Annotated in this window: 21 protein-coding genes; 11 read left to right on the top strand and 10 right to left on the bottom strand. The window is 72.9% G+C overall.

What is annotated here, in order from left to right; genetic code table 11:
• Positions 1-117 precede the first annotated feature (117 nt).
• From ACIGAQ_RS11895 to ACIGAQ_RS11885, 3 genes are all read left to right on the top strand, one after another.
• The gene (locus ACIGAQ_RS11895; protein WP_399781668.1) at positions 118-1530 is read left to right on the top strand and encodes an MGH1-like glycoside hydrolase domain-containing protein; all 1413 of its coding nucleotides are present in this window, start codon (positions 118-120) and stop codon (positions 1528-1530) included.
• On the top strand, positions 1527-3464 hold the full coding sequence (locus ACIGAQ_RS11890) for a glycogen debranching N-terminal domain-containing protein (RefSeq protein WP_311686720.1): 1938 nt from the start codon (positions 1527-1529) through the stop codon (positions 3462-3464). The genes ACIGAQ_RS11895 and ACIGAQ_RS11890 overlap by 4 nt, the downstream gene beginning before the upstream one ends.
• A gap of 153 nt (positions 3465-3617) precedes the next feature.
• Positions 3618-5384 carry a CDP-alcohol phosphatidyltransferase gene (locus ACIGAQ_RS11885; protein ID WP_399781664.1) on the top strand — a complete coding sequence of 589 codons (1767 nt, stop codon included), beginning with the start codon at positions 3618-3620 and terminating at the stop codon, positions 5382-5384.
• On the opposite strand, the gene dusB is transcribed toward ACIGAQ_RS11885, so the two are convergent.
• Complete coding sequence (dusB, locus tag ACIGAQ_RS11880; RefSeq protein ID WP_399781661.1) at positions 5385-6518, bottom strand: tRNA dihydrouridine synthase DusB; 1134 nt, start codon at positions 6516-6518, stop codon at positions 5385-5387.
• Between the two features lie 78 nt (positions 6519-6596).
• On the opposite strand from dusB, the gene ACIGAQ_RS11875 reads away from it, so the two are divergent.
• Positions 6597-8045: an MFS transporter gene (locus ACIGAQ_RS11875; RefSeq protein ID WP_399781658.1), complete on the top strand. Its 1449-nt coding sequence runs from the start codon at positions 6597-6599 to the stop codon at positions 8043-8045.
• Between the two features lie 100 nt (positions 8046-8145).
• Positions 8146-8352, top strand: coding sequence for a hypothetical protein (locus ACIGAQ_RS11870; protein ID WP_311686726.1), 207 nt, complete (start codon positions 8146-8148; stop codon positions 8350-8352).
• A 34-nt stretch (positions 8353-8386) separates the two neighbouring features.
• Here the strand turns inward: ACIGAQ_RS11870 and ACIGAQ_RS11865 are convergent, their stop codons facing one another.
• The 5 genes from ACIGAQ_RS11865 to ACIGAQ_RS11845 all read right to left on the bottom strand — a co-directional run bounded on the left by ACIGAQ_RS11865 (position 8387) and on the right by ACIGAQ_RS11845 (position 13181).
• On the bottom strand, positions 8387-9244 hold the full coding sequence (locus ACIGAQ_RS11865) for a GNAT family N-acetyltransferase (RefSeq protein WP_399781655.1): 858 nt from the start codon (positions 9242-9244) through the stop codon (positions 8387-8389).
• A gap of 100 nt (positions 9245-9344) precedes the next feature.
• Positions 9345-9932, bottom strand: a complete 588-nt coding sequence (locus ACIGAQ_RS11860; protein ID WP_399781652.1) for a TetR family transcriptional regulator — start codon at positions 9930-9932, stop codon at positions 9345-9347.
• Between the two features lie 25 nt (positions 9933-9957).
• Positions 9958-10962, bottom strand: a complete 1005-nt coding sequence (locus tag ACIGAQ_RS11855; protein WP_399781649.1) for an aldo/keto reductase — start codon at positions 10960-10962, stop codon at positions 9958-9960.
• 85 nt (positions 10963-11047) lie between these two features.
• Positions 11048-11662 (bottom strand): LysE family translocator, encoded by a 615-nt coding sequence (locus ACIGAQ_RS11850; RefSeq protein WP_399781646.1) that lies wholly within the window; start codon positions 11660-11662, stop codon positions 11048-11050.
• Positions 11663-11798: 136 nt separating this feature from the next.
• A complete protein-coding gene (locus ACIGAQ_RS11845; RefSeq protein WP_311686736.1) occupies positions 11799-13181 on the bottom strand; it encodes a glycine--tRNA ligase in 1383 nt (460 codons plus the stop codon).
• A 227-nt stretch (positions 13182-13408) separates the two neighbouring features.
• Between ACIGAQ_RS11845 and ACIGAQ_RS11840 the strand changes: the two genes are divergently transcribed.
• Genes ACIGAQ_RS11840 through ACIGAQ_RS11825 form a run of 4 tightly spaced genes read left to right on the top strand, consistent with a single transcriptional unit; the run spans position 13409 to position 16554 of the window.
• A complete protein-coding gene (locus ACIGAQ_RS11840) occupies positions 13409-14389 on the top strand; it encodes a metal ABC transporter solute-binding protein, Zn/Mn family (protein ID WP_399781642.1) in 981 nt (326 codons plus the stop codon).
• A gap of 20 nt (positions 14390-14409) precedes the next feature.
• Positions 14410-15177, top strand: coding sequence for a metal ABC transporter ATP-binding protein (locus tag ACIGAQ_RS11835; RefSeq protein ID WP_362274597.1), 768 nt, complete (start codon positions 14410-14412; stop codon positions 15175-15177).
• Positions 15177-16079: a metal ABC transporter permease gene (locus ACIGAQ_RS11830; RefSeq protein ID WP_311686743.1), complete on the top strand. Its 903-nt coding sequence runs from the start codon at positions 15177-15179 to the stop codon at positions 16077-16079. Before ACIGAQ_RS11835 ends, ACIGAQ_RS11830 begins: the two co-directional genes overlap by 1 nt.
• A gap of 58 nt (positions 16080-16137) precedes the next feature.
• Positions 16138-16554 (top strand): transcriptional repressor, encoded by a 417-nt coding sequence (locus tag ACIGAQ_RS11825; protein ID WP_311686745.1) that lies wholly within the window; start codon positions 16138-16140, stop codon positions 16552-16554.
• A gap of 102 nt (positions 16555-16656) precedes the next feature.
• On the opposite strand, the gene ACIGAQ_RS11820 is transcribed toward ACIGAQ_RS11825, so the two are convergent.
• From ACIGAQ_RS11820 to ACIGAQ_RS11805, 4 genes are all read right to left on the bottom strand, one after another.
• The gene (locus ACIGAQ_RS11820) at positions 16657-17406 is read right to left on the bottom strand and encodes a YoaK family protein (RefSeq protein WP_399781637.1); all 750 of its coding nucleotides are present in this window, start codon (positions 17404-17406) and stop codon (positions 16657-16659) included.
• 107 nt (positions 17407-17513) lie between these two features.
• Complete coding sequence (locus ACIGAQ_RS11815; RefSeq protein WP_311686749.1) at positions 17514-18347, bottom strand: isoprenyl transferase; 834 nt, start codon at positions 18345-18347, stop codon at positions 17514-17516.
• A 34-nt stretch (positions 18348-18381) separates the two neighbouring features.
• Entirely contained in the window at positions 18382-19128 is a 747-nt protein-coding gene (recO, locus tag ACIGAQ_RS11810; protein WP_399781634.1) for a DNA repair protein RecO, read from the bottom strand.
• 26 nt (positions 19129-19154) lie between these two features.
• Complete coding sequence (locus ACIGAQ_RS11805; protein ID WP_311686753.1) at positions 19155-19370, bottom strand: hypothetical protein; 216 nt, start codon at positions 19368-19370, stop codon at positions 19155-19157.
• A 330-nt stretch (positions 19371-19700) separates the two neighbouring features.
• Between ACIGAQ_RS11805 and ACIGAQ_RS11800 the strand changes: the two genes are divergently transcribed.
• Both ACIGAQ_RS11800 and ACIGAQ_RS11795 read left to right on the top strand, forming a co-directional pair.
• A complete protein-coding gene (locus ACIGAQ_RS11800; RefSeq protein ID WP_399781631.1) occupies positions 19701-20216 on the top strand; it encodes a GNAT family N-acetyltransferase in 516 nt (171 codons plus the stop codon).
• A gap of 49 nt (positions 20217-20265) precedes the next feature.
• On the top strand, positions 20266-21747 hold the full coding sequence (locus ACIGAQ_RS11795) for an alpha/beta hydrolase (RefSeq protein ID WP_399781628.1): 1482 nt from the start codon (positions 20266-20268) through the stop codon (positions 21745-21747).
• The last annotated feature ends 20 nt before the right edge of the window (positions 21748-21767 follow it).

Here is a 21767-nt window from a genome sequence, read left to right as displayed (position 1 = left end):
CACCCCCTTGTGTTTCCCAACTCTGCATTACATAGTGGGTTTTGCGTGTTAAATAGACGTAACCCTACGGTAGCCCCCGCCGATCCTGGCAGGAGTACGTCTTTGGGAGAGCCCCGAGTGGATCGCACCGCCCAGCTCAGCACGCGTCCCGCGGGGCGCGAGATCGCATACGATCCGGCCGCCGCGCCGCCCTCCGTGCAGGTCAGGGCCGCGCAGGTGCTGGAGGCCAACTGGACGGGCCGGTCCACCGTGCCCTCCCGGGGCCTGTATCCCCACCAGTGGTCCTGGGACTCGGCGTTCATGGCGATCGGCCTGCGGCACCTGTCGCCGTTACGGGCCCAGACGGAGCTGGAGACGCTGCTCGCGGCGCAGTGGGGGGACGGGCGGATCCCGCACATCGTCTTCAACCCCTCCGTCCCGCTCGACGCGTACTTCCCGAGCCCCGACTTCTGGCGCTCGTCGGCAGCGGGGCGCGCGGCGGGCGCCCCGGGCACCGTACAGACCTCCGGGATCGTGCAGCCACCGGTCCACGCGCTGGCCGCCTGGCTCGTGCACCTGGCCGACCCGGGTCTGTCGAGGGCGCGCGGCTTCCTGCGCCGGGCCCACCCCCGGCTCGCCGCCTGGCACCGGTACCTGCTGGGCCGGCGCGACCTGAGCGGCGCCGGCCTGGTCTCCGTCGTGCACCCCTGGGAACAGGGTATGGACAACAGCCCCTGCTGGGACCGCCCGCTGTCCCGGGTCGCACCGGCCCCGGCCCGTTCCTTCCGCCGCGCCGACCTCGACCACGGCACGCCCGAGGACCGGCCGACGGACCTGGACTACGGGCGCTACGTGCGGCTGGCTGCGGACTACCGCGACGGCGGATACGCCGACGGACGGGGCGAGTTCGCCGTGGAGGACCCCGCCTTCAACGCGCTGCTCATCGCCTCCGAGCACGCCCTGGCCCGGATCGCCCAGGAGCTGGGCGCATCCGGCCGGGAGCACGCCGCCCGCGCCGAGCGGCTGACGGCGGCGCTGGTGCAGCGGCTGTGGGACCCGGCCGCCGGGATGTTCCTGTGCCGGGACGTGCGCGCCGGGGAGCCGATCCCCGAGCGCGGGGTCTCCGGCCTGATCCCGCTGCTGCTGCCCGGCCTGCCGCGCGACCTCGTGGCCACCCTGGTCCGCACGCTCTGCGGCCCGCACTTCGGACTCGGCGGCACGACCCGGCTGGTCCCGAGCTACGACCTGCTCGGTGCGGCCTTCGACGCGCACCGCTACTGGCGCGGCCCGGCCTGGTTCAACACCAGCTGGCTGCTGGAGCGCGGCCTGCGGCTGCACGGCGAGCGCGGCCGGGCCGACGCCCTGCGCAGGGGCATCCTGCACACCGCCGGCGCCTCCGGCTTCGCGGAGTACGTCGACCCGTACACGGCACGGGCCTGCGGCACCACCGGCTTCGGCTGGACCGCCGCGCTCGCGCTCGACCTGCTGCACGACCGTCCCTCAGGGGACCGCAACGGCCTCACGGCGATCAAGGGAGGGGACCGGGGATGACGGACCGGCATCATCTGCTCGTGCACGGCCAGACGTTCGCCGCCGTCGGCGATCGCGGCGACATCAGCGGCTACCGGGGCGGCAGCGCCCCGGACGGCATGTTCGTGCGGGACGCGCGGCACCTGAGCCGGTGGCAGCTCACCGTCGACGGCGCCGTGCCGGAGACGCTGACGCCGGTGGCCGACGGGGACACCGCGCGCTGCGTGCTCGTCCCGCGCGGCGGCCGCGACGAGCCGCCCGCCTGCACGCTCTTCCGCGAACAGGCCGTCGGGGACGCCTCGTTCGTGGAGTCGCTGCGCGTCACCAGCAACCGGCCGGTGCCGACGACGGTCCGCCTCGCGGTCATGGCCGACGCCGACTTCGCCGACCAGTTCGAGCTGCGCTCCGACCACCGCACCTACCCGAAGGCCGGTGCCGTCCGCTCCCGTCAGGTCCTCGGCCACGGCGTGGAGTTCGTCTACCGGCGGGGCGAGTGGCGCTCCGTGACGAGCGTGACGGCCGAGCCCCGGCCGGACGCCGTGGAGGAGACCGGCACCGGCGCCCGCCGCCTGGTGTGGACGGTGGAGCTCGCCCCGCACGGCACGGCCGAGCTGGTCCTGCGCGTCATCGCCCGCCCGCACGGCGACCGGCGCGCCCTGCGTGTGCCCCGCTCCCCCGCCGCCGTCCAGGAGCACCTCATCGCGCGGGAGGGCGCGTTCATGGAGGGCGTGGCGTTCCCGAGCGGCTGGCCGGAGCTGGCCGCGGCCTGCGCGCGAGGGCTGGCGGACCTGGCCGCGCTGCAGGTCCCGGCGACCGGCCCGGACGGCGAGGAGCTGCGCGTGCCGGCCGCCGGCGCCCCCTGGTTCCTCACCCTGCTGGGCCGGGACGCCCTGCTGACCTCGCTGTTCGCCCTGCCCTACCGGCCGGGGCTGGCCGCCGCGACCCTGCCCGCCCTCGCCGCGACCCAGGCCACCCGGGCCGGTGCCGACGAGGTCGCCCAGCCGGGGAAGATCGTGCACGAGGTGCGGCACGGCGAGCTCGCCCACTTCGGCCAGGTCCCCTACCGCCGCTACTACGGCTCGGTCGACGCCACCCCGCTGTTCCTCGTCCTGCTCGGCGCGTACACCGAGCACACCGGTGACACGGCCCTGGCGCGCCGTCTCGAACCCCACGCCCGGGCCGCCGTCGGCTGGATGCTCGACCACGGCGGCCTCACCTCGCGCGGCTACCTGGTCTACCGGGCCGACCGGGGCGGCCTCGCCAACCAGAACTGGAAGGACTCCCCCGGCGCCATCTGCTCCGCCGACGGCACCCGCCCGCACGGGCCGGTCACGGCGGCCGGCGCCCAGGGCTACGCCTACGACGCGCTGCGCCGCACGGCGTGGCTCGCCCGCACGGTGTGGCAGGACGGGACGTACGCGGAGCTGCTGGAACAGGCGGCCGGTGATCTGCGCGACCGTTTCCAGCGGGACTTCTGGATGCCGGAGCGGTCCTTCCCGGCGCTGGCGCTCGACGGACGCGGCGACCGGGTCGACGCGCTGGCCTCCGACGCCGGGCACCTGCTGTGGTCGGGCCTGCTGGACAAGGAGTACGGCGAACTGGTCGGCCGGCGCCTGCTGGAGCCGGACTTCTTCTCCGGCTGGGGCGTGCGCACCCTGGCCGCCGGGCAGCCCGCCTACCACCCGCTGTCCTACCACCGCGGGTCGGTCTGGCCGCACGACAACGCGCTGATCGCCCTGGGCCTGGCCCGCTACGGGCTGCACGACGAGGCCCGCGCGGTCGCCCACGGCCTGGTCGACGCGGCGTCCGTGACCGGGCACCGGCTGCCCGAGGTGCTCGCGGGGTACGGGCGCGACACCCACCCGGAGCCCGTGCCGTACCCGCACGCCTGTGTGCGCGAGTCCCGGTCCGCGTCGGCCCCCTTGGCGCTGCTCACGGCGGTCGGCGGCGCCTGAGGGCCGGGTGGCCGTTCGTTTGCCGGGTGTTTGCCGAGCGCCGGCCCGGCGGGCTGAACGCATCCGCCGGACGCCCCGTACGGAACGGAGGCGGACCCGTCCCCCCACGCGGGTCCGCCACTTCGCCGGGTTTCGTACGGGAAGGACCTCCGGGTGCCTGTCTTCACACGCCTCCGCCAGTCACCGCCGGCGGAGCACCTCGGGGAGGACGTCCGCGCGGCGGAGACGGGCGCGGCCGCTGCCGCGTCCCGGCTCGCGCACCTGCGGGCCTGGCGCACCCGTCACCCCCGGGCCGCCCGCGCCCTGCGCCGCACCACCACCGCCGTCGCGGCCGTGCTGGTCCTCGGTGCCCTGCTCCTGCCCAACACGCTCCCCGCGCTCGCGCCGCGCAGCTTCACCCGCGTCCCGGCGGAGGCGGTCGCCGGTGCCGTCGTCGTGCTGGCGCTGCCTCGCCGGCCCCGGCTGGCCGCCGCCGTGCTCTACGGGCTCGGCCTCACCGTGCTGACCGCCGTGAACCTGCTCGACATGGGCTTCAACGAGTACCTGGGCCGGGGCTTCAACGCCGCGCTGGACTGGGACCTGCTGCCCGACGCCCAGGCGTACGTGGCGGACACGCTCGGCGCCACGGTCGCGACCGCGGCCGCCGTCGGCGCGGTCGTGCTGATCCTGCTGCTCGCCGCCGTCCTGGTCGCGGCCTCGGTCCGGCTCGCCGGGACACTGGCCCGGCACCGCGCCCGGGCAACCCAGGGGGCCCTGGCCGCCGGGACCGTCTGGGTCACCTGCTCCGCCCTCGGGCTCACGCTGTTCGGCGGCCCGATCGCCTCCGAGCGCGCGGCCGGTGCCCTGCGCGCGCACGCGCAGCGCACGGTGGACTCGCTGCGGGACGAGGCGGCGTTCGCACAGCAGGCGAAGGCGGACAGCTTCGGCGCCACCCCGCCCGATCAGCTCCTGCCCGACCTGCGCGGCAAGGACGTGATCTTCACGTTCATCGAGAGCTACGGCCGCAGCGCACTGGAGGACCCGGTCATGGCCCCCGGCGTCGGCCGGACGCTCGCCGAGAGCACCGGGGCCCTGGCCGAGGCCGGCTTCCACGCCCGCAGCGGCTGGCTGACCTCGGCGACCTTCGGCGGCAGCAGCTGGCTCGGCCACTCCACGACCATGTCCGGCCTGTGGATCGACAACCAGCGGCGCTACCGCACGGTGACCGCGGGCGAGCACCTGACCCTGACCAAGGCGTTCCGCAAGACCGGCGCCTGGGACACGGTCGGCGTGATGCCGGGCGTGCAGAAGGGCTGGCCGGAGGAGGAGTGGTACGGCCTCGACCGGCTCTACGACGCCTTCGACCTGGGCTACCGAGGGCCGAAGTTCAGCTGGTCGACCATGCCCGACCAGTACGCGCTGGAGGCGTTCCAGCGCCGGGTGCACGGCAAGAAGCGCGACAAGCCACTGATGTCGTTCGTCATCCTGACCTCCAGCCACCAGCCCTGGGCCCCGATCCCGAGGATGGTCGGCTGGGACGAACTCGGCGACGGCTCGGTCTTCGACGCGATCCAGAGGGCGGGGAACAAGGCCTCGGACGTCCTCACCGACACCACCAGGTCCCGCGAGGAGTACGGGAAGTCGATCCAGTACTCGGTCACCAGCCTCACCCAGTGGCTCCAGCGCTACGGCACCGACGACACCGTCCTGGTCTTCCTCGGCGACCACCAGCCCATCGCCCGGGTCAGCGGCGACCGCGCCTCGCGGGACGTGCCGGTGTCCCTGGTCGCCAAGGACCCGAAGGTCCTGGAGAGGATCGACGGCTGGAACTGGACGGAGGGCCTCAAGCCCGCCGCCGACGCGCCGGTGTGGCGCATGGACTCCTTCCGCGACCGCTTCCTGAAGGCCTACGGCTCGACACCGCACCCCTCGAAGGGCTGATCAGCCGCCGGAGGTGTCGAGCTCGGCGTCCTCGCCGACGCCGGCGCAGTCGTAGGGGTCCTTCAGCCAGCCGTCCGGCAGCACCACCCGGTTGTTGCCGGAGGTGCGGCCGCGGGGCCCGTCGGCGCCGGCCGGCCAGGGCTGGTCGAGGTCCAGCTCGTCCAGGCCGGAGCGCAGCTCCTCCAGGGACGAGGTGATCGCGAGGCGCTTGCGCATCTCGGAGCCGACCGCGAAGCCCTTCAGGTACCAGGCGACGTGCTTGCGGAAGTCGATCACGCCCCGCGACTCGTCGCCGATCCACTCCCCGAGCAGCGTGGCGTGCCGGACCATGACGTCGGCCACCTCGCGCAGGGCGGGCCGGGCGATGTCCTCGGTGCGGCCCTCGAAGGCGGCGACCAGGTCGGCGAAGAGCCAGGGCCGGCCCAGGCAGCCGCGCCCGACCACGACTCCGTCGCAGCCGGTCTCACGCACCATCCGCAGGGCGTCCTCGGCGGACCAGATGTCGCCGTTGCCGAGCACCGGGATCTCCGGGACGTGCTCCTTGAGCCGGGCGATGGCGTCCCAGTCGGCGGTGCCGCCGTAGTGCTGGGCGGCGGTGCGGCCGTGCAGCGCGATGGCGGTGACGCCCTCCTCGACGGCGATCCGGCCGGCGTCGAGGTAGGTGATGTGGTCGTCGTCGATGCCCTTGCGCATCTTCATCGTCACGGGCAGCTCGCCGGCGCCGCTGACGGCCTCGCGCAGGATCGCCCGCAGCAGGTTCCGCTTGTACGGCAGCGCCGAGCCGCCGCCCTTGCGGGTGACCTTCGGCACCGGGCAGCCGAAGTTCAGGTCGATGTGGTCGGCGAGGTCCTCCTCCGCGATCATGCGGACGGCCTTGCCGACGGTGACCGGGTCCACGCCGTAGAGCTGGATCGACCGGGGCCGCTCACTGGCGTCGAAGTGGACGAGCTGCATGGTCTTCTCGTTGCGCTCGACCAGCGCCCTGGTGGTGATCATCTCGCTGACGAACAGCCCCTTGCCGCCGCTGAACTCCCGGCACAGGGTGCGGAAGGGCGCGTTGGTGATCCCGGCCATGGGGGCCAGGACGACGGGCGGCTGGACGGTGTGCGGGCCGATCTGCAGGGGCGTGGACATGCCTCCATTGTGCCGTGCAATGGAATGGCAAAATTCATTAGTTAGGCGCACTATCGAAATCGGCGTACGATGGCACGCATGCCCGAGCTCAGTCCCCGCCGCCGCATGCTCGTGCTCGCGATCTGCTGCATGAGCCTGCTGATCGTGAGCCTGGACAACACGGTCCTGAACGTGGCCCTGCCCTCCATGCAACAGGACCTGCACGCCAGTACGTCGGGTCTGCAGTGGACGATCGACGCCTACACGCTGGTCCTGGCCTCGCTGCTGATGCTCGCGGGCTCCACCGCCGACCGGATCGGCCGCAAGCGCGTCTTCATGGCGGGCCTGGTCGTCTTCACGATCGGCTCGGTGCTGTGCTCCCTCGCGCCGGACCTCCACGCCCTGGTCGCCTTCCGGATGGTCCAGGCGGTGGGCGGCTCCATGCTGAACCCGGTCGCCATGTCGATCATCACCAACACCTTCACCGACCCGCGCGAGCGGGCCCGGGCGATCGGCGCGTGGGGCGCGGTCGTCGGCATCTCCATGGCCGCCGGCCCGCTGGTCGGGGGCCTGCTGGTGGAGTCGGTCGGCTGGCGCTCGATCTTCTGGATCAACCTGCCGGTGGGCCTGCTGGCCCTGCTGCTCACGCTGCGCTTCGTCCCGGAGTCCCGCGCGCCCCGGGCCCGCCGCCCGGACCCGGTGGGGCAGGTGCTGGTGATCGCGCTGTTCGGTTCGCTGACGTACGCGATCATCGAGGCGCCGAGCACGGCCCTCGCCTCCCTGGCCCCGCTGATGGCCCTGGCCCTGGCGGCCCTCGCCGCCCTGCTCTGGTACGAGCCGCGCCGCGCGGAACCCCTGATCGACCTGCGCTTCTTCCGCTCGGCTCCGTTCAGCGGCGCGACGGTCATCGCCGTCAGCGCGTTCGCGGCGCTCGGCGGCTTCTTGTTCCTGTCGACGCTGTACCTGCAGAACGTACGGGGGCTGACCGCCCTGGAGGCGGGGCTGTGGATGCTGCCCATGGCGGTGCCCACGTTCCTGTGCGCGCCGCTGTCCGGCCGCCTGGTCGGCACGCGCGGCCCCCGGCTGTCCCTGGTGATCGCGGGCCTCGCGATGACCGCGAGCGCCGTCCTCTTCGCCGCGTTCGAGGCCGAGACCTCGAACGTCACGCTCTTCCTCGGCTACGTGCTGTTCGGCGTCGGCTTCGGCTTCGTCAACGCGCCCATCACCAACACGGCGGTCTCCGGCATGCCGCGGGCCCAGGCGGGCGTGGCGGCGGCGGTCGCCTCGACGAGCCGGCAGCTCGGTCAGACGCTGGGCGTCGCGGTGGTGGGGGCGGTGCTCGCGTCGGGTGTGGGGGCGTCCTCGTACCGGGAGGCGTTCGTGTCCGCCGCGCGGCCGGGGTGGTGGATCCTCGTGGCGTGCGGGTCCGCGGTGCTGGCCCTCGGCGCCGTGACCAGCGGCCGCTGGGCCCGCGGAACCGCCGAACGCACCGCCGCGAGGCTGGCGTCACCGGAGGTGCGGGACGTGGTGGCGACAGAAACGGCCTGACAGCTCCGTCCCGGGGAATCCCCTTTGATGTCGGTCCTGCCGCACGCTCCTTGCCGCGGGCGGGCCGGGCCGGCCGGATTCCTCGGACGCGGGAGGCGTGATGGCGGACATCGACACGAGCAAGGTCAGCCGGTGGGACCTGCACGGGCGCCGGCATGTGGTGCAGGTGCTGCGTACGGGCGTGCAGCGCACGATCAGATGCGGCACCTGCGGCTGGCGCGGAGGCGCGCAGTTCCTGCCCTGGCTGAAGGCGGAGGAGCACCTGGCCCAGGCCCACCAGGCGACGGTGGACCCGACGGCGGCGTGAGCGGCCCGGGCGGGAGGGACGTCGCGGACACGGCCTAGTAGAGGATCGAGGGCAGGTAGGCCCCGTCCGGTGTGGTGTAGAGGCCGACGGTCATCAGGCTCATCAGCTGCACGACCTTGAGACCGTGGGACAGGCACCAGCGGAGCAGCACGGCGTCGCTCACGGGGACGAGGATGCCCGGGCCGCCGAACCGCGGTGCCGCCGCGATCAGCGCCTGCAGGTCCGGGGTGGTCTCGCCCACGGCGTGTGCGAAGAACGCCAGGTTGGTGGCGTAACCGGTGACGCGTCCCGCGCGCTCCACGACCCGGGCCGTGCCCTGTTCCAGCGCGTCGGCGACCTCGCCGCCGCGGTCGACGCCGTGGACCTGCCGGCACACGTCGTTGCAGGCGCCCAGGTCCGCGTCCGTGGCCGCCCGCACCGCGTACCCGGGCAGCGCGCGCCCGATCGGCGGCCCCTGCACGCAGGCGACGGTGGCGCGGTGGACGAAGCCGAGGCTCACGTACAGGGAGAACGACCGGTTGTGGTAGCCGCTCTGCAGCAGACGGACGCCCGGGGCCCCGCGCTCGGCGGCCCGCTCCATCACGTCCCGCATCAGGCGGCGGCCCACGCCCGCGTTCTGCACGGCCGGGTCGACGGTGACCGGCCCGACCCCGGCGACGGCCGAGCGTTCGTCGAGGAAGTTGCTGCCGACGACCCGCCCGTCGAGTTCGGCGACGACACCGTAGAACCCCGGGTGCGTCAGGGCGCCCTCGATCAGCGCGGCACCGATCTCGGGGCTCGGGATGTCGGGCGGGAAGGCGTGCTCCGCGGCGACCCCGGCGAAGGCCTCGTAGCAGATCCGGCCGCACTCCGCGGTGTCGTCCGGGGTGCCCGGGCGGAGTATGAGGTCCACGATCGCCAACCCCTTCTTCGCGCATCCCCCGCGGCGGCCCGCCCCTCGGTTTCCATCCTGGGCCCCGAGAGGGCCGGGCGCACCCGGTACGGCGCTCCGCTCAGGCCCGCAGCCCGCGCAGCAACACGTCGACGACCGCCGTGAAGTCCGCCTGCGCCCCCGGCTCCTCCCACTCCCGGGCGTAACAGGGGTCGTGGAAACGGCCCGTGGCCTGGAAGACCGCGCGGGCCGTGGCCTCGGGGTCGTCGGAGGCGAAGGCGCCGCTCTCCACGCCGTCGCGGACGATACGGGTCAACTGGGCGGTCAGCTCGGCGATGTGCTCGCCGACCGCCGTGCCGTTCTCGCCCGTGAGGACCGTGTACGTGGCGAACAGCTCCGGGTCCGCGCCCGCCTTGCGGCGCTTGGCGGCGAACAGCGCGGCGAGCCAGTCGCGCAGCCGGGCCTCCGGGGCGCCGTCGCCGGCGGCGATCCCGGACAGTTCGCCGGAGGTGCGGTCCAGCCAGCGCTTGGTGACCGCCTCGCGCAGCGCCGCCTTCGTCCGGAAGTGCCGGTAGACGCTGCCGTGGCTGACGCCGAGCGCGCGGGCCACGTCCACCACGGTGGCCTTGGCCGGGCCGTGGCGGCGCAGCACCTCCTCGGTCGCCTCGAGGATGCGCTCGGCGGTCAGGGTCTCGCTGGTCGGTGCCATGCCCTGACCGTACCCGCAGGCCGGTTCACGCTTCGAGGTGCGCCATCTGCGCCGCCGGGTAGCGGTCGCCGGCGGCGGCTCCGGCGGGCACGGCCTGCTCGATCGCGGCGAGGTCGGCCGCGTCCAGCGTCACGTCCAGGGCGCCCAGCGCCTCGGTGAGCCGGTCGCGGCGGCGGGCGCCGACCAGCGGCACGATGTCCGTGCCGCGGCTGAGCACCCAGGCGATGGCGATCTGCGCGACGGTGACGCCCTTCTGCTCGGCGATCTTCCGCAGCGCCTCGACGAGTGCGAGGTTGTGCGTGAGGTTGTCGCCCTGGAAGCGCGGGGACATCGCCCGGAAGTCGCCGGCGCCCAGCTGCCGGTCCGCCGTGAAGTGGCCGGAGATCAGCCCCCGGGAGAGCACCCCGTAGGCCGTGACGCCGATGCCCAGCTCACGGACGGCCGGCAGGATCTCGGCCTCGATGCCGCGCGAGATCAGGGAGTACTCGATCTGCAGGTCCGCGATCGGGGCGGTGGCGGCGGCGCGGCGGACGGTCCCGGCGCCGACCTCGCTGAGGCCGATGTGCCGCACGTAGCCCTTCTCGACCAGGTCGGCGATCGCGCCGACCGTCTCCTCGACCGGCACGTCGGGATCGAGGCGGGCGATGCGGTAGACGTCGATGTGGTCGACGCCGAGCCGCTGCAGGGAGTAGGCGGCGAAGTTCTTCACGGCGGCGGGCCGGCCGTCGTAGCCCGACCAGCTGCCGTCCGGGCCGCGCAGGGCGCCGAACTTCACGCTGACCAGGGCCTGTTCGCGCCGGGCGGCGGGTGCCGCGCGCAGGGCCTCGCCGATCAGCATCTCGTTGTGGCCCATGCCGTAGAAGTCGCCGGTGTCGAGGAGGGTGACGCCCGCTTCGAGCGCCGCGTGGATCGTCGCGATGGACTCGGCCCGGTCCGCCTCGCCGTACAGGGCGGACATGCCCATGCAGCCGAGACCGAGGGCGGAGACCCGGGGGCCGGTGATTCCGAGGGATCGGGTTCGCATCGTCATGTCCTCCACGATGACATGACAGCTGACAGATTTCAATATCTGTCATTCAATACTTGTCAGCCGCCGGGTGTCCGACGTCCGCCCCCTACCGGGCCGTGGCCGCCAGCTTCGCGCCCAGCACCACGAACGACCCCGCGAAACCCCGGCGCAGCCACGTCATCACCCGCGGCCGGCCCAGCACCTGGCTGCGCACCGACGCGGCCAGCAGCCCGTAGGCGGCGAACACCAGGAAGGTGGCCAGCATGAACACCCCGCCGAGACCGGCCATCCGCATCAGCGCGTGCGGCTCCCCCGGGGTCACGAACTGCGGCAGGAACGCGAAGAAGAAGATCGTCAGCTTCGGGTTGAGGATGTTGATCAGCACGCCCCGCACGATCACCTGCCGCGCGGACAGCGGCGCGGACTCGCGCTCGCCGGCCCCGAGGGCGTCCCGGTCGCGCAGCGTGGCCCACGCCATGTAGAGCAGGTAGGCGACGCCGGCGTACTTCAGCACCTGGAAGGCGGTGGCACTGGCGTGCAGCAGGGCGGCCACACCGGTCACCGTGGCCAGCAGGTGCGGCACGATCCCGAGGGTGCAGCCCATGGCCGCGACGACACTGGCGCGGCGGCCCCGGGAGAGCGCCGCGGCGAGGGTGTAGACGACACCGGTGCCCGGCGTGGCGACGACGATCAGGGTGGTCAGCAGGAAGGCGAGGCTCATGCCCCCACCCTGGTGCGGCCCGGCCGGCGGCAACAGGACCAATCACCCTCGCCGTTGGGGGACCACTCCCGCCGGAACACGACGGTGCCGGGCCCCTCCTGGGAGGGACCCGGCACCGTCGCAGGAAGAAGAGGCGTCAGCAGCCGATCAGGCGGGCCGCCAGGTAACCCTCGATCTGGTCGAGGGAGACGCGCTCCTGCTTCATCGAGTCACGCTCGCGGACGGTGACCGCGTTGTCCTCCAGCGTGTCGAAGTCGACCGTCACGCAGAACGGCGTGCCGATCTCGTCCTGACGGCGGTAGCGGCGGCCGATGGCGCCGGCGTCGTCGAACTCGATGTTCCAGTGCTGGCGCAGCGCCTGGGCGAGGCCCTTGGCCTTCGGCGACAGCTCCGGGTTGCGGGACAGCGGCAGCACGGCGACCTTCACCGGGGCGAGGCGGTGGTCCAGGCGCAGCACCGTGCGCTTCTCCATCTTGCCCTTGGCGTTGGGCGCCTCGTCCTCGATGTAGGCGTCCAGCAGGAACGCCAGCATCGCGCGGCCGACACCGGCCGCGGGCTCGATGACGTAGGGGGTCCAGCGCTCGCCGGCCTCCTGGTCGAAGTAGCTGAGGTCCTGGCCGGAGGCCTTGGCGTGGGCGCCGAGGTCGTAGTCGGTGCGGTTGGCCACGCCCTCCAGCTCGCCCCACTCACTGCCGCCGAACTGGAAGCGGTACTCGATGTCGGCGGTGCGCTTGGAGTAGTGGGAGAGCTTCTCCTTCGGGTGCTCGTACCACCGCATGTTCTCCTCGCGCAGGCCCAGGCCGGTGTACCAGTTCCAGCGCTGCTCCATCCAGTACTCCTGCCACTTCTCGTCCTCGCCCGGCTTGACGAAGAACTCCATCTCCATCTGCTCGAACTCGCGGGTGCGGAAGATGAAGTTGCCGGGCGTGATCTCGTTGCGGAAGGACTTGCCCATCTGGGCGATGCCGAACGGCGGCTTGCGGCGCGAGGTGGTCTGCACCTGCGAGAAGTTGGTGAAGATGCCCTGCGCGGTCTCGGGGCGCAGGTAGGCGACGGAGCCGGAGTCCTGGGTCGGGCCGAGGTGCGTGGACAGCAGGCCCGAGAACTGCTTGGGCTCGGTGAACTGGCCCTTGTTGCCGCAGTTGGGGCAGTTGACGTCGGCCAGGCCGTTCTCCGGCAGGCGCTTGTGCTTGGCCTCGTAGGCCTCCTCCAGGTGGTCCGCGCGGAACCGCTTGTGGCAGGAGGTGCACTCGGTCAGCGGGTCCGTGAAGGTGGCGACGTGGCCGGAGGCGACCCAGACCTCGGGGGCCAGGATCACGGACGAGTCGATACCCACGACGTCCTCGCGGGACGTCACCATGTAGCGCCACCACTGGCGCTTGAGGTTCTCCTTGAGCTCGACACCCAGGGGGCCGTAGTCCCAAGCGGCGCGCTGGCCGCCGTAGATCTCACTACAGGGGAATACGAAGCCACGGCGCTTGCTCAGGCTGACGATGGTGTCGATCTTGTCGGCGGCCACGGTGCTCTCTTCATTACGACGACGAATACTGACGGTGCGGCGCGGAGCGCCTCGATGAGGGGTGGTGGTCGGGCAGCGGGCGGGCGAAGCGAGATGCTTCCAGCGAATGCTTCAGGTTACCGGCGGGGGCGCCCCCTCAATCAAATCGCTCCCCCCTCCGACGCCCCGAAGGTCCCGGTCAGGGCGTTTGTTGACAACGGTTTCCATATTTGTTGAAAATGAGTGTCATGAACGTACGACGACGCCTCATACCCGCCGCCCTGGCCTCCGCTCTCGGCCTGGGCGCCCTGACCGCCTGCTCCAGCGACAGCGCGGCGACGGGCAACACGGCCAAGTTCGACGTCGTCGCCTCCTTCTACCCGATGGCGTTCCTCGCCGAGCAGATCGGCGGCGACCACGTCAACGTCACCAGCCTGACCGAACCCGGTCAGGAACCGCACGACCTGGAGATCAGCACCCGGCAGCGCGCGCAGCTGGAGGAGGCCGACGCGGCGCTCTTCCTCAAGGGCCTGCAGCCCGCCGTCGACGAGGCGGTCGCCCAGACCGGCATCAAGACGAAGATCGACGCGGCCACGCTCACCACCCTGGAGGACCACGGCACCGGCGGCCACAGCCACGAGGGCGAGGAGGGCCACTCCGAGGAGGGCCACGCCGAGGAGGAAGGCCACGCCGAGGAGGAGGAGCACGCCCGCGACCCGCACGTCTGGCTCGACCCGGTGAAGTACGCCCAGGTCGCCGAGGGCGTCGGCAAGGCCTTCGAGAAGGCCGACCCGGACCACGCGGCCGACTACAAGAAGAACACCGCGGCCCTGGTCGGGAAGCTGAACGACCTGAACGGCACGTTCGAGAGCGGCCTGAAGAACACGAAGACCAAGGTCTTCTTCACCAACCACGCCGCCTTCGGCTACCTCGCCGAGCGCTACGGCCTCACCCAGGAGGCCATCTCCGGCCTCGACCCCGAGAGCGAGCCCAGCGGCGCCCGGGTCAGGGAACTCCAGCAGGAGGCCAAGGCCGACGGCGTCACCACCGTCTTCTACGAGACACTGGTCTCCGACAAGACCGCGAAGACCCTCGCCCGCGACGCGAACCTGAAGACGGACGTCCTCGATCCGCTGGAGGGCATCACCGACAAGTCCCGCGGCGACGACTACTTCCAGGTCATGGAAGCCAACCTCAAGGCCCTGCAGAAGGCCCTGGGAGCCAAGTGATCGACCCATCGGAGGACGGCATGACCGAGCCCGTCGTATCCCTGCGCGGCGTCCGCGCGGACCTGGGCTCGCGCCCCGTGCTGCGCGGCATCGACCTGACCGTGCGCCGCGGCGAGGTCGTCGCGCTGCTCGGCGCGAACGGCTCGGGCAAGTCCACGGCCGTGCGCAGCGTCATCGGCCAGGTGCAGACCGCCGCCGGCGAGATCCGGCTGTTCGGCACGGACCGCAGGCGATTCCGCGACTGGCACCGCGTGGGCTACGTGCCGCAGCGCACCACGGCCGCCTCCGGCGTGCCCGCCACGGTGACCGAGGTGGTGCTCTCCGGCCGGCTGTCCCGGGCCCGCTTCGGCGTGCTGCGCAAGGCGGACCACGCGGCCGTGCGGCGCGCCCTGGACCTGGTCGGCATGGCCGACCGGGCCAAGGACCCGGTCGACGCCCTCTCCGGCGGGCAGCACCAGCGCGTCCTGATCGCCCGCGCCCTGGCCTCCGAACCCGAGCTGCTGATCATGGACGAGCCGATGGCCGGCGTCGACCTGGCCAGCCAGGAGGTCCTCGCTCACACGCTGCGCGAACAGGTCTCCCAGGGCGCGACGGTCCTGCTCGTGCTGCACGAACTGGGCCCGCTGGAGCCTCTGATCGACCGGGCGGTCGTCCTGCGGGACGGCTGCGTCGTCCACGACGGCCCGCCCCCGAAGGCCGTCGGACAGCACGCCCTGCCCGGCCACGACCACGTACACCCGCACGCACCGGCGGGCGCCGAACCGATCCGCACGGGACTGCTGAGCTGATGGACTTCCTCGACTACGCCTTCATGCAGCGGGCCCTGCTCGCCGCCGTCCTGGTCGGCATCACCGCTCCGGCCGTCGGCATCTACCTCGTGCAGCGCCGCCAGGCCCTGATGGGCGACGGCATCGGCCACGTGGCGATGACCGGCGTCGGCCTCGGCTTCCTGCTGACCTGGTCGCCGGTGTGGATGGCGACCCTGGTCTCCGTCCTCGGCGCGGTCCTCATGGAGCTGATCCGCTGGTACGGCAAGACGCGCGGCGACATCGCCCTCGCGATGCTCTTCTACGGCGGCATGGCCGGCGGTGTGATGTTCATCAACCTCGCGCCGACGGGCTCCAACGCCAACCTCACCTCCTACCTGTTCGGCTCCCTGTCGACGGTGTCCGAGTCGGACGTGACGGCCATCTGCGTCCTGGCCGCCTTCGTCGTCCTGGTCACCCTGGGCCTGCGCCGGCAGCTGTTCGCGGTCAGCCAGGACGAGGAGTTCGCGCGGGTGACGGGCCTGCCGGTGCGCGCCCTGAACCTGCTGACCGCGATCACCGCGGCCGTCACCGTGACGGTGGCGATGCGCGTGGTCGGTCTGCTCCTGGTGAGCGCGCTGATGGTGGTGCCCGTCGCCGCCGCCCAGCAGATCGCCCGCAGCTTCGCCGCGACCTTCGTGATCGCCGTGGCCATCGGCGTGAGCGTGACGATCGGCGGCACGGTCACCTCGTACTACCAGGACGTGCCGCCCGGCGCGACGATCGTGCTGCTGACCATCGGCGCGTTCATCGTGCTGACGGCGCTCGCGGCCCCGCTGGCCCGCCGCCGCGCCCGGGCCCGGGCCGCCGCGGACAGCGCGGGGGACCCCACCGAGTGCGCGATCCCGGGCAGCCGGGAGGCCGCCGACGAGGTCGGTGTCTGACCGCCCTCACCCCGGGCTGGCACAATGGCCCGGGCAAGGCAGACGTGAGGAGGCAACGGTGACGACCGCTGGACCGTCCGTGAAGGGCCGCGCCACCAAGCAGCGCGCCGCCGTGGCGGCGGCCCTGCAGGAGGTCGACGAGTTCCGCAGCGCGCAGGAACTGCACGACATGCTCAAGCACAAGGGCGACTCGGTCGGGCTCACCACGGTCTACCGCACCCTGCAGTCCCTCGCCGACGCCGGCGAGGTCGACGTGCTGCGCACCGCCGACGGCGAGTCCGTCTACCGCCGCTGCTCCACCGACGACCATCACCACCACCTCGTGTGCCGCGCCTGCGGCAAGGCCGTCGAGGTGGAGGGCCCGGCCGTGGAGAAGTGGGCCGAGGCCATCGCCGCGGAGCACGGCTACGTCAACGTGGCCCACACGGTGGAGATCTTCGGCACCTGCGCCGACTGCGCGGCGGCCGCGACGTAAGCGGCCGGACGCGTCGCGCCTCGGCCCGGCCGTTCCGCCCGCCGGGCAGCGCCGGCCCGACCATCCGCGAACAGCACCACCGCGCGGCGGCGGAGCAGGCGATCAGCCCACTCCGGACTCCCCGGCACGCTCCGCCCGCGGCGGCAGTGCCGAGGTGACCGCCGCGAGGAGCAGTACCGCGGCGGCGATGACGAGCAGCGCCCGCCCGGTGCCCAGCGGCACCAGCAGCAGCGTGCCCAGTACCCCGCCGGCGAAGATGCCGCCGACCGTGGCCGTCCAGCGCGTGCGCGCCAGCCGCTGCCGGGCCGGCATCCCGCGCAGCGCCGTCCGGGGGCGCTTCAGCACGTCGTTGACGAGCTCGGCGATGGCCGTCTGGCTCAGCAGGGTCGGCATGCCGGGGACGTGGACGCGCAGCGCGGTGGAGGCCCGCACCCCCATGGCCAGCGCGACGAGCGCGATGACGGCGTGGTCCTGGCCCGCGTCGGCGGCGGCCCGCGTGCCGTGCCGCCACAGCGTCACCGCACCGGCGGCCACCAGCAGCGCGGCCTCGCAGACGAGCCCGGCCGGGAACCAGGCCCTGGCCCGCTCCGCGAGGGCCTTCAGCGCGACACCCGCGAGGGCGGCCCCGGTGACGAACGCGCCGATCGCGGTGGCGGGCCGCGCCACCGGGACGTCCCCTTCCCCGGCGAGCGCGAAGGACAGGAAGAGCACGTTCCCGGTCGCCAGCGCGCAGAACACCTTGCCCATCGTCAGGAAGCTGACGGCGTCGACGGCGCCTGCCAGCACGGTGAGGACCGTGAGGACCGTCACCCGCCGGGCATCGGTCGCGAGGGCCGGGGACGCATCGGGCATGCGGCCAGTGTGGGCGGCACCGCGGCCGCCGGCCGGGACCGGAGGCCCCAACACGCGGTCGACGGCTACGGCCGGCCTACCGCGGCCGGGCCGGGCCGCCGGCCGGGCTACTGCTGCTTGCCCTCCATGGCCAGCAGTTCCTCGTTCGGGATGGCCCCGCCGAAGCGCCGGTCGCGGGAGGCGAACTCCAGGCAGGCCCGCCACAGGTCGCGCCGGTCGAAGTCCGGCCACAGCACGTCCTGGAAGACCATCTCGGCGTAGGCGCTCTGCCAGATCAGGTAGTTGGAGGTGCGCTGCTCGCCGCTGGGGCGCAGGAACAGGTCCACGTCCGGCATGTCCGGGTAGTACATGTACTTGGCGAAGGTCTTCTCGTTGACCTTGGACGGGTCGAGCCTCCCGCTGCGCACGTCCTCCGCGAGTGCCTTCGCCGCGTCGGCGATCTCGGCCCGGCCGCCGTAGTTCATGCAGAAGTACAGGGTCAGCCGGTCGTTGCCCTTGGTCTGCTCCTGGGCGATCTGGAGCTCCTTGGCGACGGACCGCCACAGCTTGGGCATCCGCCCGACCCAGCGCACGCGCACGCCCAGTTCGTCGAGCTGGTCGCGGGTCTTGCGGATGAAGTCGCGGTTGAAGTTCATCAGGAAGCGCACCTCGTCGGGCGAGCGCTTCCAGTTCTCGGTGGAGAAGGCGTACAGGGAGATGGCGCCCACGCCCATCTCGATGGCGCCCTGGAGCACGTCCAGCACCCGCTCGGCGCCGACCTTGTGCCCCTCGGTGCGCGGCAGGCCGCGGTCCTTGGCCCAGCGGCCGTTGCCGTCCATGACGATCGCCACATGCTGCGGTACGAGCTCCCCGGGGAGCTTCGGCGGCCGCGCGCCGGACGGGTGCGGCTCCGGCGTCCTGTACTCCCGGCGCTGGCGCCCCAGGATCCCGCGTACGGCCATGTGTGTCTCGTCTCCTCGTGCTTGCTTGCTTCGGTCACTTCTCGACGTAGCGCAGCGAGCGCAGCCCGCGCTCCATGTGCCAGTGCAGATAGGCGGACACCAGTCCGCTGCCCTCCCGGACGTGGCGCGCCTCGCACGCGTCGGCGGTCTCCCAGTCTCCCGTAAGCAACGCGCCGAGGAGTTCCAGGGCCTGGGGCGAGGGTACGACGCTGCCGGGCACGCGGCAGTCCACGCAGACGGCGCCGCCCGAGGCGACCGAGAAGAACCGGTTGGGGCCGGGCATCCCGCACTTCGCGCAGTCGCTGAAGGTCGGGGCGTAGCCGTTGACGGCGAGGGAGCGGAGCAGGAACGCGTCGAGCACGAGGTGCGGCGCGTGCTCGCCCCGGGCGAGGGTGCGCAGGGCGCCGACGAGCAGCAGGTACTGCTGCACGGCCGGCTCGCCCTCGTGGTCGGTGAACCGCTCGGCGGTCTCCAGCATGGCGGTGCCGGCGGTGTACCGGGCGTAGTCGGTGACGATGCCGCCGCCGTAGGGCGCGATGGTCTCGCTCTGGGTGCACAGCGGCAGCCCGCGTCCGACCAGCTCGCTGCCCTTGGCGAAGAACTGCACGTCGACGTGGGAGAAGGGTTCGAGGCGCGCGCCGAACTTCGACTTGGTCCGGCGCACGCCCCGGGCCACGGCCCGTACCCGGCCGTGACCGCGCGTGAGCAGCGTGATGATCCGGTCCGCCTCACCCAGCTTCTGGGTGCGCAGCACGATGCCGTCGTCGCGGAACAGACTCATGGCGCCATTCTCGCAGGGTCAGTGCGTCAAGGGACCTCGCCCCTGCTGCGGGCGTTGGCGTACGCGGTCGCCGCGCGCAGCCGCTCGGCCGGGGTGGCGTGCCGGACGGCGCGGGGGTCGGCGTCCCACTCCTTGCCGCCGCCGTACGGCCGCAACTGCACGTAGGGCCCCTCGTGCCCCATGACGATGCCGATGCGTCCGCTGCGGGTGTCCACGACGTAGGCGCCGACGGGGGGCTTCATCGCACCACCGCCGCGGCCGGGCGGGCCGACCGGAGGGAAGGCCGGACCGAAATCGTGAGCGGGCAGGGCGCTTCCCGCACGACATTCACCGGGGTGATTCCCGGTGAGGGCTGGGAAATTCCGGCCTTGGCGTTTTCTGCCCGCAATTCTTTCACCGCGTCCTCCGCTTCTTCGGCGCAGAGCGCCGAGTGTCGTGCCTCCACCGGCCTCCCCTTCCTTCCGGAGTTTCACTCTTCGCATCTTTCCGGTGACTCTCCGCGTCTACACTCGGGAAGGCTCTGTGCCGTACAACTGCGGCGCACGACAAAGGGGTTCGGGCATGATCGAATCGTGAATACGACAGGGAGGCCGCCCGGGACAGCGCCGGAGCCGCGAGCGGACCGGGAATGGTCCCTGCGCGCCGCGGAACCGGCCGATGTGGAGGCGATAGCGGAACTGCGGGCGGTGGTGATGCGCCTGGATCTGGAAAGGCTGGGCCGCTACGACCCGGACCGGGTGCGCCGGCGCCTGCGGGACGGCTTCCGCCCCGAGCACACGTCGGTCGTCCTGGTGGCGGGCGCCTTCGCGGGCAGCGTCGCCCTGCGCCCGGCGGAGGACGGCCACTGGCTGGAGCACTTCTACCTCGCGCCCGGCGTCCAGGGCCGGGGCCTCGGCTCGGCGGTGCTGCGCACGCTGCTGAGCGGGACGGACGCCACCGGCACCGCCGTCCGTCTCGACGTCCTGCGGGGCAGCCCGGCGCGCCGCCTGTACGAACGTCACGGCTTCCGGGTGGAGAGCGAGGACGCGACGGACGTCCTCATGCTCCGCCCCCCGGCGGGATGCGGGGGTAATCCCCCGGCGGAATGAGGGAGTTGCCCGGATGTGGGGCGGGGCCGGGAGGCGTCAGGATCGGCGCATGAACTCGAAGCAGATCACGCGTCATGCCTCAGTCGCCGCGGCCTGCGCGGTGCTGTTCTCCCTCGCCGTCCCGCTGACCGCGTCCGCCGGCGCCGCCGAGCCGCTCACGTGGTCCGCCTGCCGGGGCGAGGGCCTCGACCCCAGACAGCGGTGCGCCACCGTCGAAGTCCCGATGGACTACTCCGACCCGGACGGGCGGACCGTCGAGATCGCCGTCTCCCGCATTCCGAGCGAGAAGCCCTCCGCCCGCCGCGGCGCCCTGTTACTCATCCCCGGCGGCCCCGGCGGGGACAGTCTCTCCGACCCCTCCGGCAAGGGGCAGAAGCTGCCGCAGAAGGTACGTGACGCCTATGACCTCATCGGCTTCGCGCCGCGCGGCATGGCGCCCTCCACCGCCGTCGACTGCAAGCTCGACCCCGCCGACCTCAGCAGGACCAAGCTGCTGCCCTGGCCCGCCCCGGACGGTTCCGTCGCCGGGAACATGGCCACCGCCCGGCGCATGGCCGAGGCCTGCGGCCGCAACGGCGGTGAGCTGCTCCGGCACATCAGCACCGCCAACGAGGCCCGCGACCTCGACCGCGTCCGGGCCGCGCTCGGGGAGCGGAAGATCTCCGCGTGGGGCGTGTCGTACGGCACGTACGTCGGCGCCGTCTACAGCCAGCTGTTCCCGCACCGTACCGACCGCATCGTGCTGGACAGCAACAACGACCCCGATCCGACCCGCGTGACCCGCGGCTGGCTCGCCGCCTTCGAGCGGGGCGTGGAGGACAACTTCCCCGAGTTCGCCGCGTGGGCGTCGCGCCCGGGCAATCCGTACCGGCTGGCTCCCACCGCCGACGGGGTGCGCTCCGGGTTCCTGCGCCTCGCCGCGCGGCTGGACCGCGAGCCGCTCCCCTGGCCCGGCGCCAACCCGGAGCGGCTGGACGGCACCGTGCTCCGTCAGACCATGCTGACCAGCCTCTACGACCCGGACGACTATCCGGTCCTGGCCCGGACGATCCTGGCCGCCCGCAAGAACACCGTGCCGCCCGTGCCCCAGTCCCCGCCCGAGTCGGTCCTGCAGAACGTCGCCGCGGTGGGCGTCGGCACCATCTGCAACGACGTCGACTGGCCGGACTCGGCCGCCGCGTACCAGGGCGACGTCGACGAGAGCCGGGCGCGGTTCCCGCTCACGGCGGGCATGCCGCGCGGGCCGATGGCGTGCGCGGCCCTGCCGTACGAGCCGCGGGAACCGGCCGTGCGGATCACCGACCGCGGGCCGTCCAACGTGCTGCTCGTGCAGAACGAGCGGGATGTCGCGACCCCGCTCAGCGGCGCCCTGAGGCTGCGCCGGGCGCTGGGCGACCGGGCCGTCATGGTCACCGTGAACTCCACGGGCCACGACGCCTACCTCGCCAACGGCAACGCCTGCGGCGACCGGGCGGTCTCCCGCTTCCTCGCCACCGGCGAGCGGCCGGGATCCGACCTGTACTGCGGGTGACGTCAGCGGGGGGCCGGGCG

The organism is Streptomyces sp. NPDC085932 (assembly GCF_044540525.1).
In the GTDB taxonomy this organism is placed as follows: domain Bacteria; phylum Actinomycetota; class Actinomycetes; order Streptomycetales; family Streptomycetaceae; genus Streptomyces; species Streptomyces levis.
Note: the sequence above shows the minus strand (reverse complement) of the source record. Positions and strands in the feature narration are given on the sequence as shown.

Bases quoted from the DNA above. Each gene is read 5' to 3' on its own strand.
- ACIGAQ_RS11890 (WP_311686720.1), top strand. From the start codon at position 1,527: ATGACGGACCGGCATCATCTGCTCGTGCACGGCCAGACGTTCGCCGCC.
- dusB (WP_399781661.1), bottom strand. From the start codon at position 6,518: ATGTCCACGCCCCTGCAGATCGGCCCGCACACCGTCCAGCCGCCCGTC.
- ACIGAQ_RS11875 (WP_399781658.1), top strand. From the start codon at position 6,597: ATGCCCGAGCTCAGTCCCCGCCGCCGCATGCTCGTGCTCGCGATCTGC.
- ACIGAQ_RS11870 (WP_311686726.1), top strand. From the start codon at position 8,146: ATGGCGGACATCGACACGAGCAAGGTCAGCCGGTGGGACCTGCACGGG.
- ACIGAQ_RS11860 (WP_399781652.1), bottom strand. From the start codon at position 9,932: ATGGCACCGACCAGCGAGACCCTGACCGCCGAGCGCATCCTCGAGGCG.
- ACIGAQ_RS11855 (WP_399781649.1), bottom strand. From the start codon at position 10,962: ATGACGATGCGAACCCGATCCCTCGGAATCACCGGCCCCCGGGTCTCC.
- ACIGAQ_RS11850 (WP_399781646.1), bottom strand. From the start codon at position 11,662: ATGAGCCTCGCCTTCCTGCTGACCACCCTGATCGTCGTCGCCACGCCG.
- ACIGAQ_RS11840 (WP_399781642.1), top strand. From the start codon at position 13,409: ATGAACGTACGACGACGCCTCATACCCGCCGCCCTGGCCTCCGCTCTC.
- ACIGAQ_RS11835 (WP_362274597.1), top strand. From the start codon at position 14,410: ATGACCGAGCCCGTCGTATCCCTGCGCGGCGTCCGCGCGGACCTGGGC.
- ACIGAQ_RS11830 (WP_311686743.1), top strand. From the start codon at position 15,177: ATGGACTTCCTCGACTACGCCTTCATGCAGCGGGCCCTGCTCGCCGCC.
- ACIGAQ_RS11820 (WP_399781637.1), bottom strand. From the start codon at position 17,406: ATGCCCGATGCGTCCCCGGCCCTCGCGACCGATGCCCGGCGGGTGACG.
- ACIGAQ_RS11815 (WP_311686749.1), bottom strand. From the start codon at position 18,347: ATGGCCGTACGCGGGATCCTGGGGCGCCAGCGCCGGGAGTACAGGACG.
- recO (WP_399781634.1), bottom strand. From the start codon at position 19,128: ATGAGTCTGTTCCGCGACGACGGCATCGTGCTGCGCACCCAGAAGCTG.
- ACIGAQ_RS11805 (WP_311686753.1), bottom strand. From the start codon at position 19,370: ATGAAGCCCCCCGTCGGCGCCTACGTCGTGGACACCCGCAGCGGACGC.
- ACIGAQ_RS11795 (WP_399781628.1), top strand. From the start codon at position 20,266: ATGAACTCGAAGCAGATCACGCGTCATGCCTCAGTCGCCGCGGCCTGC.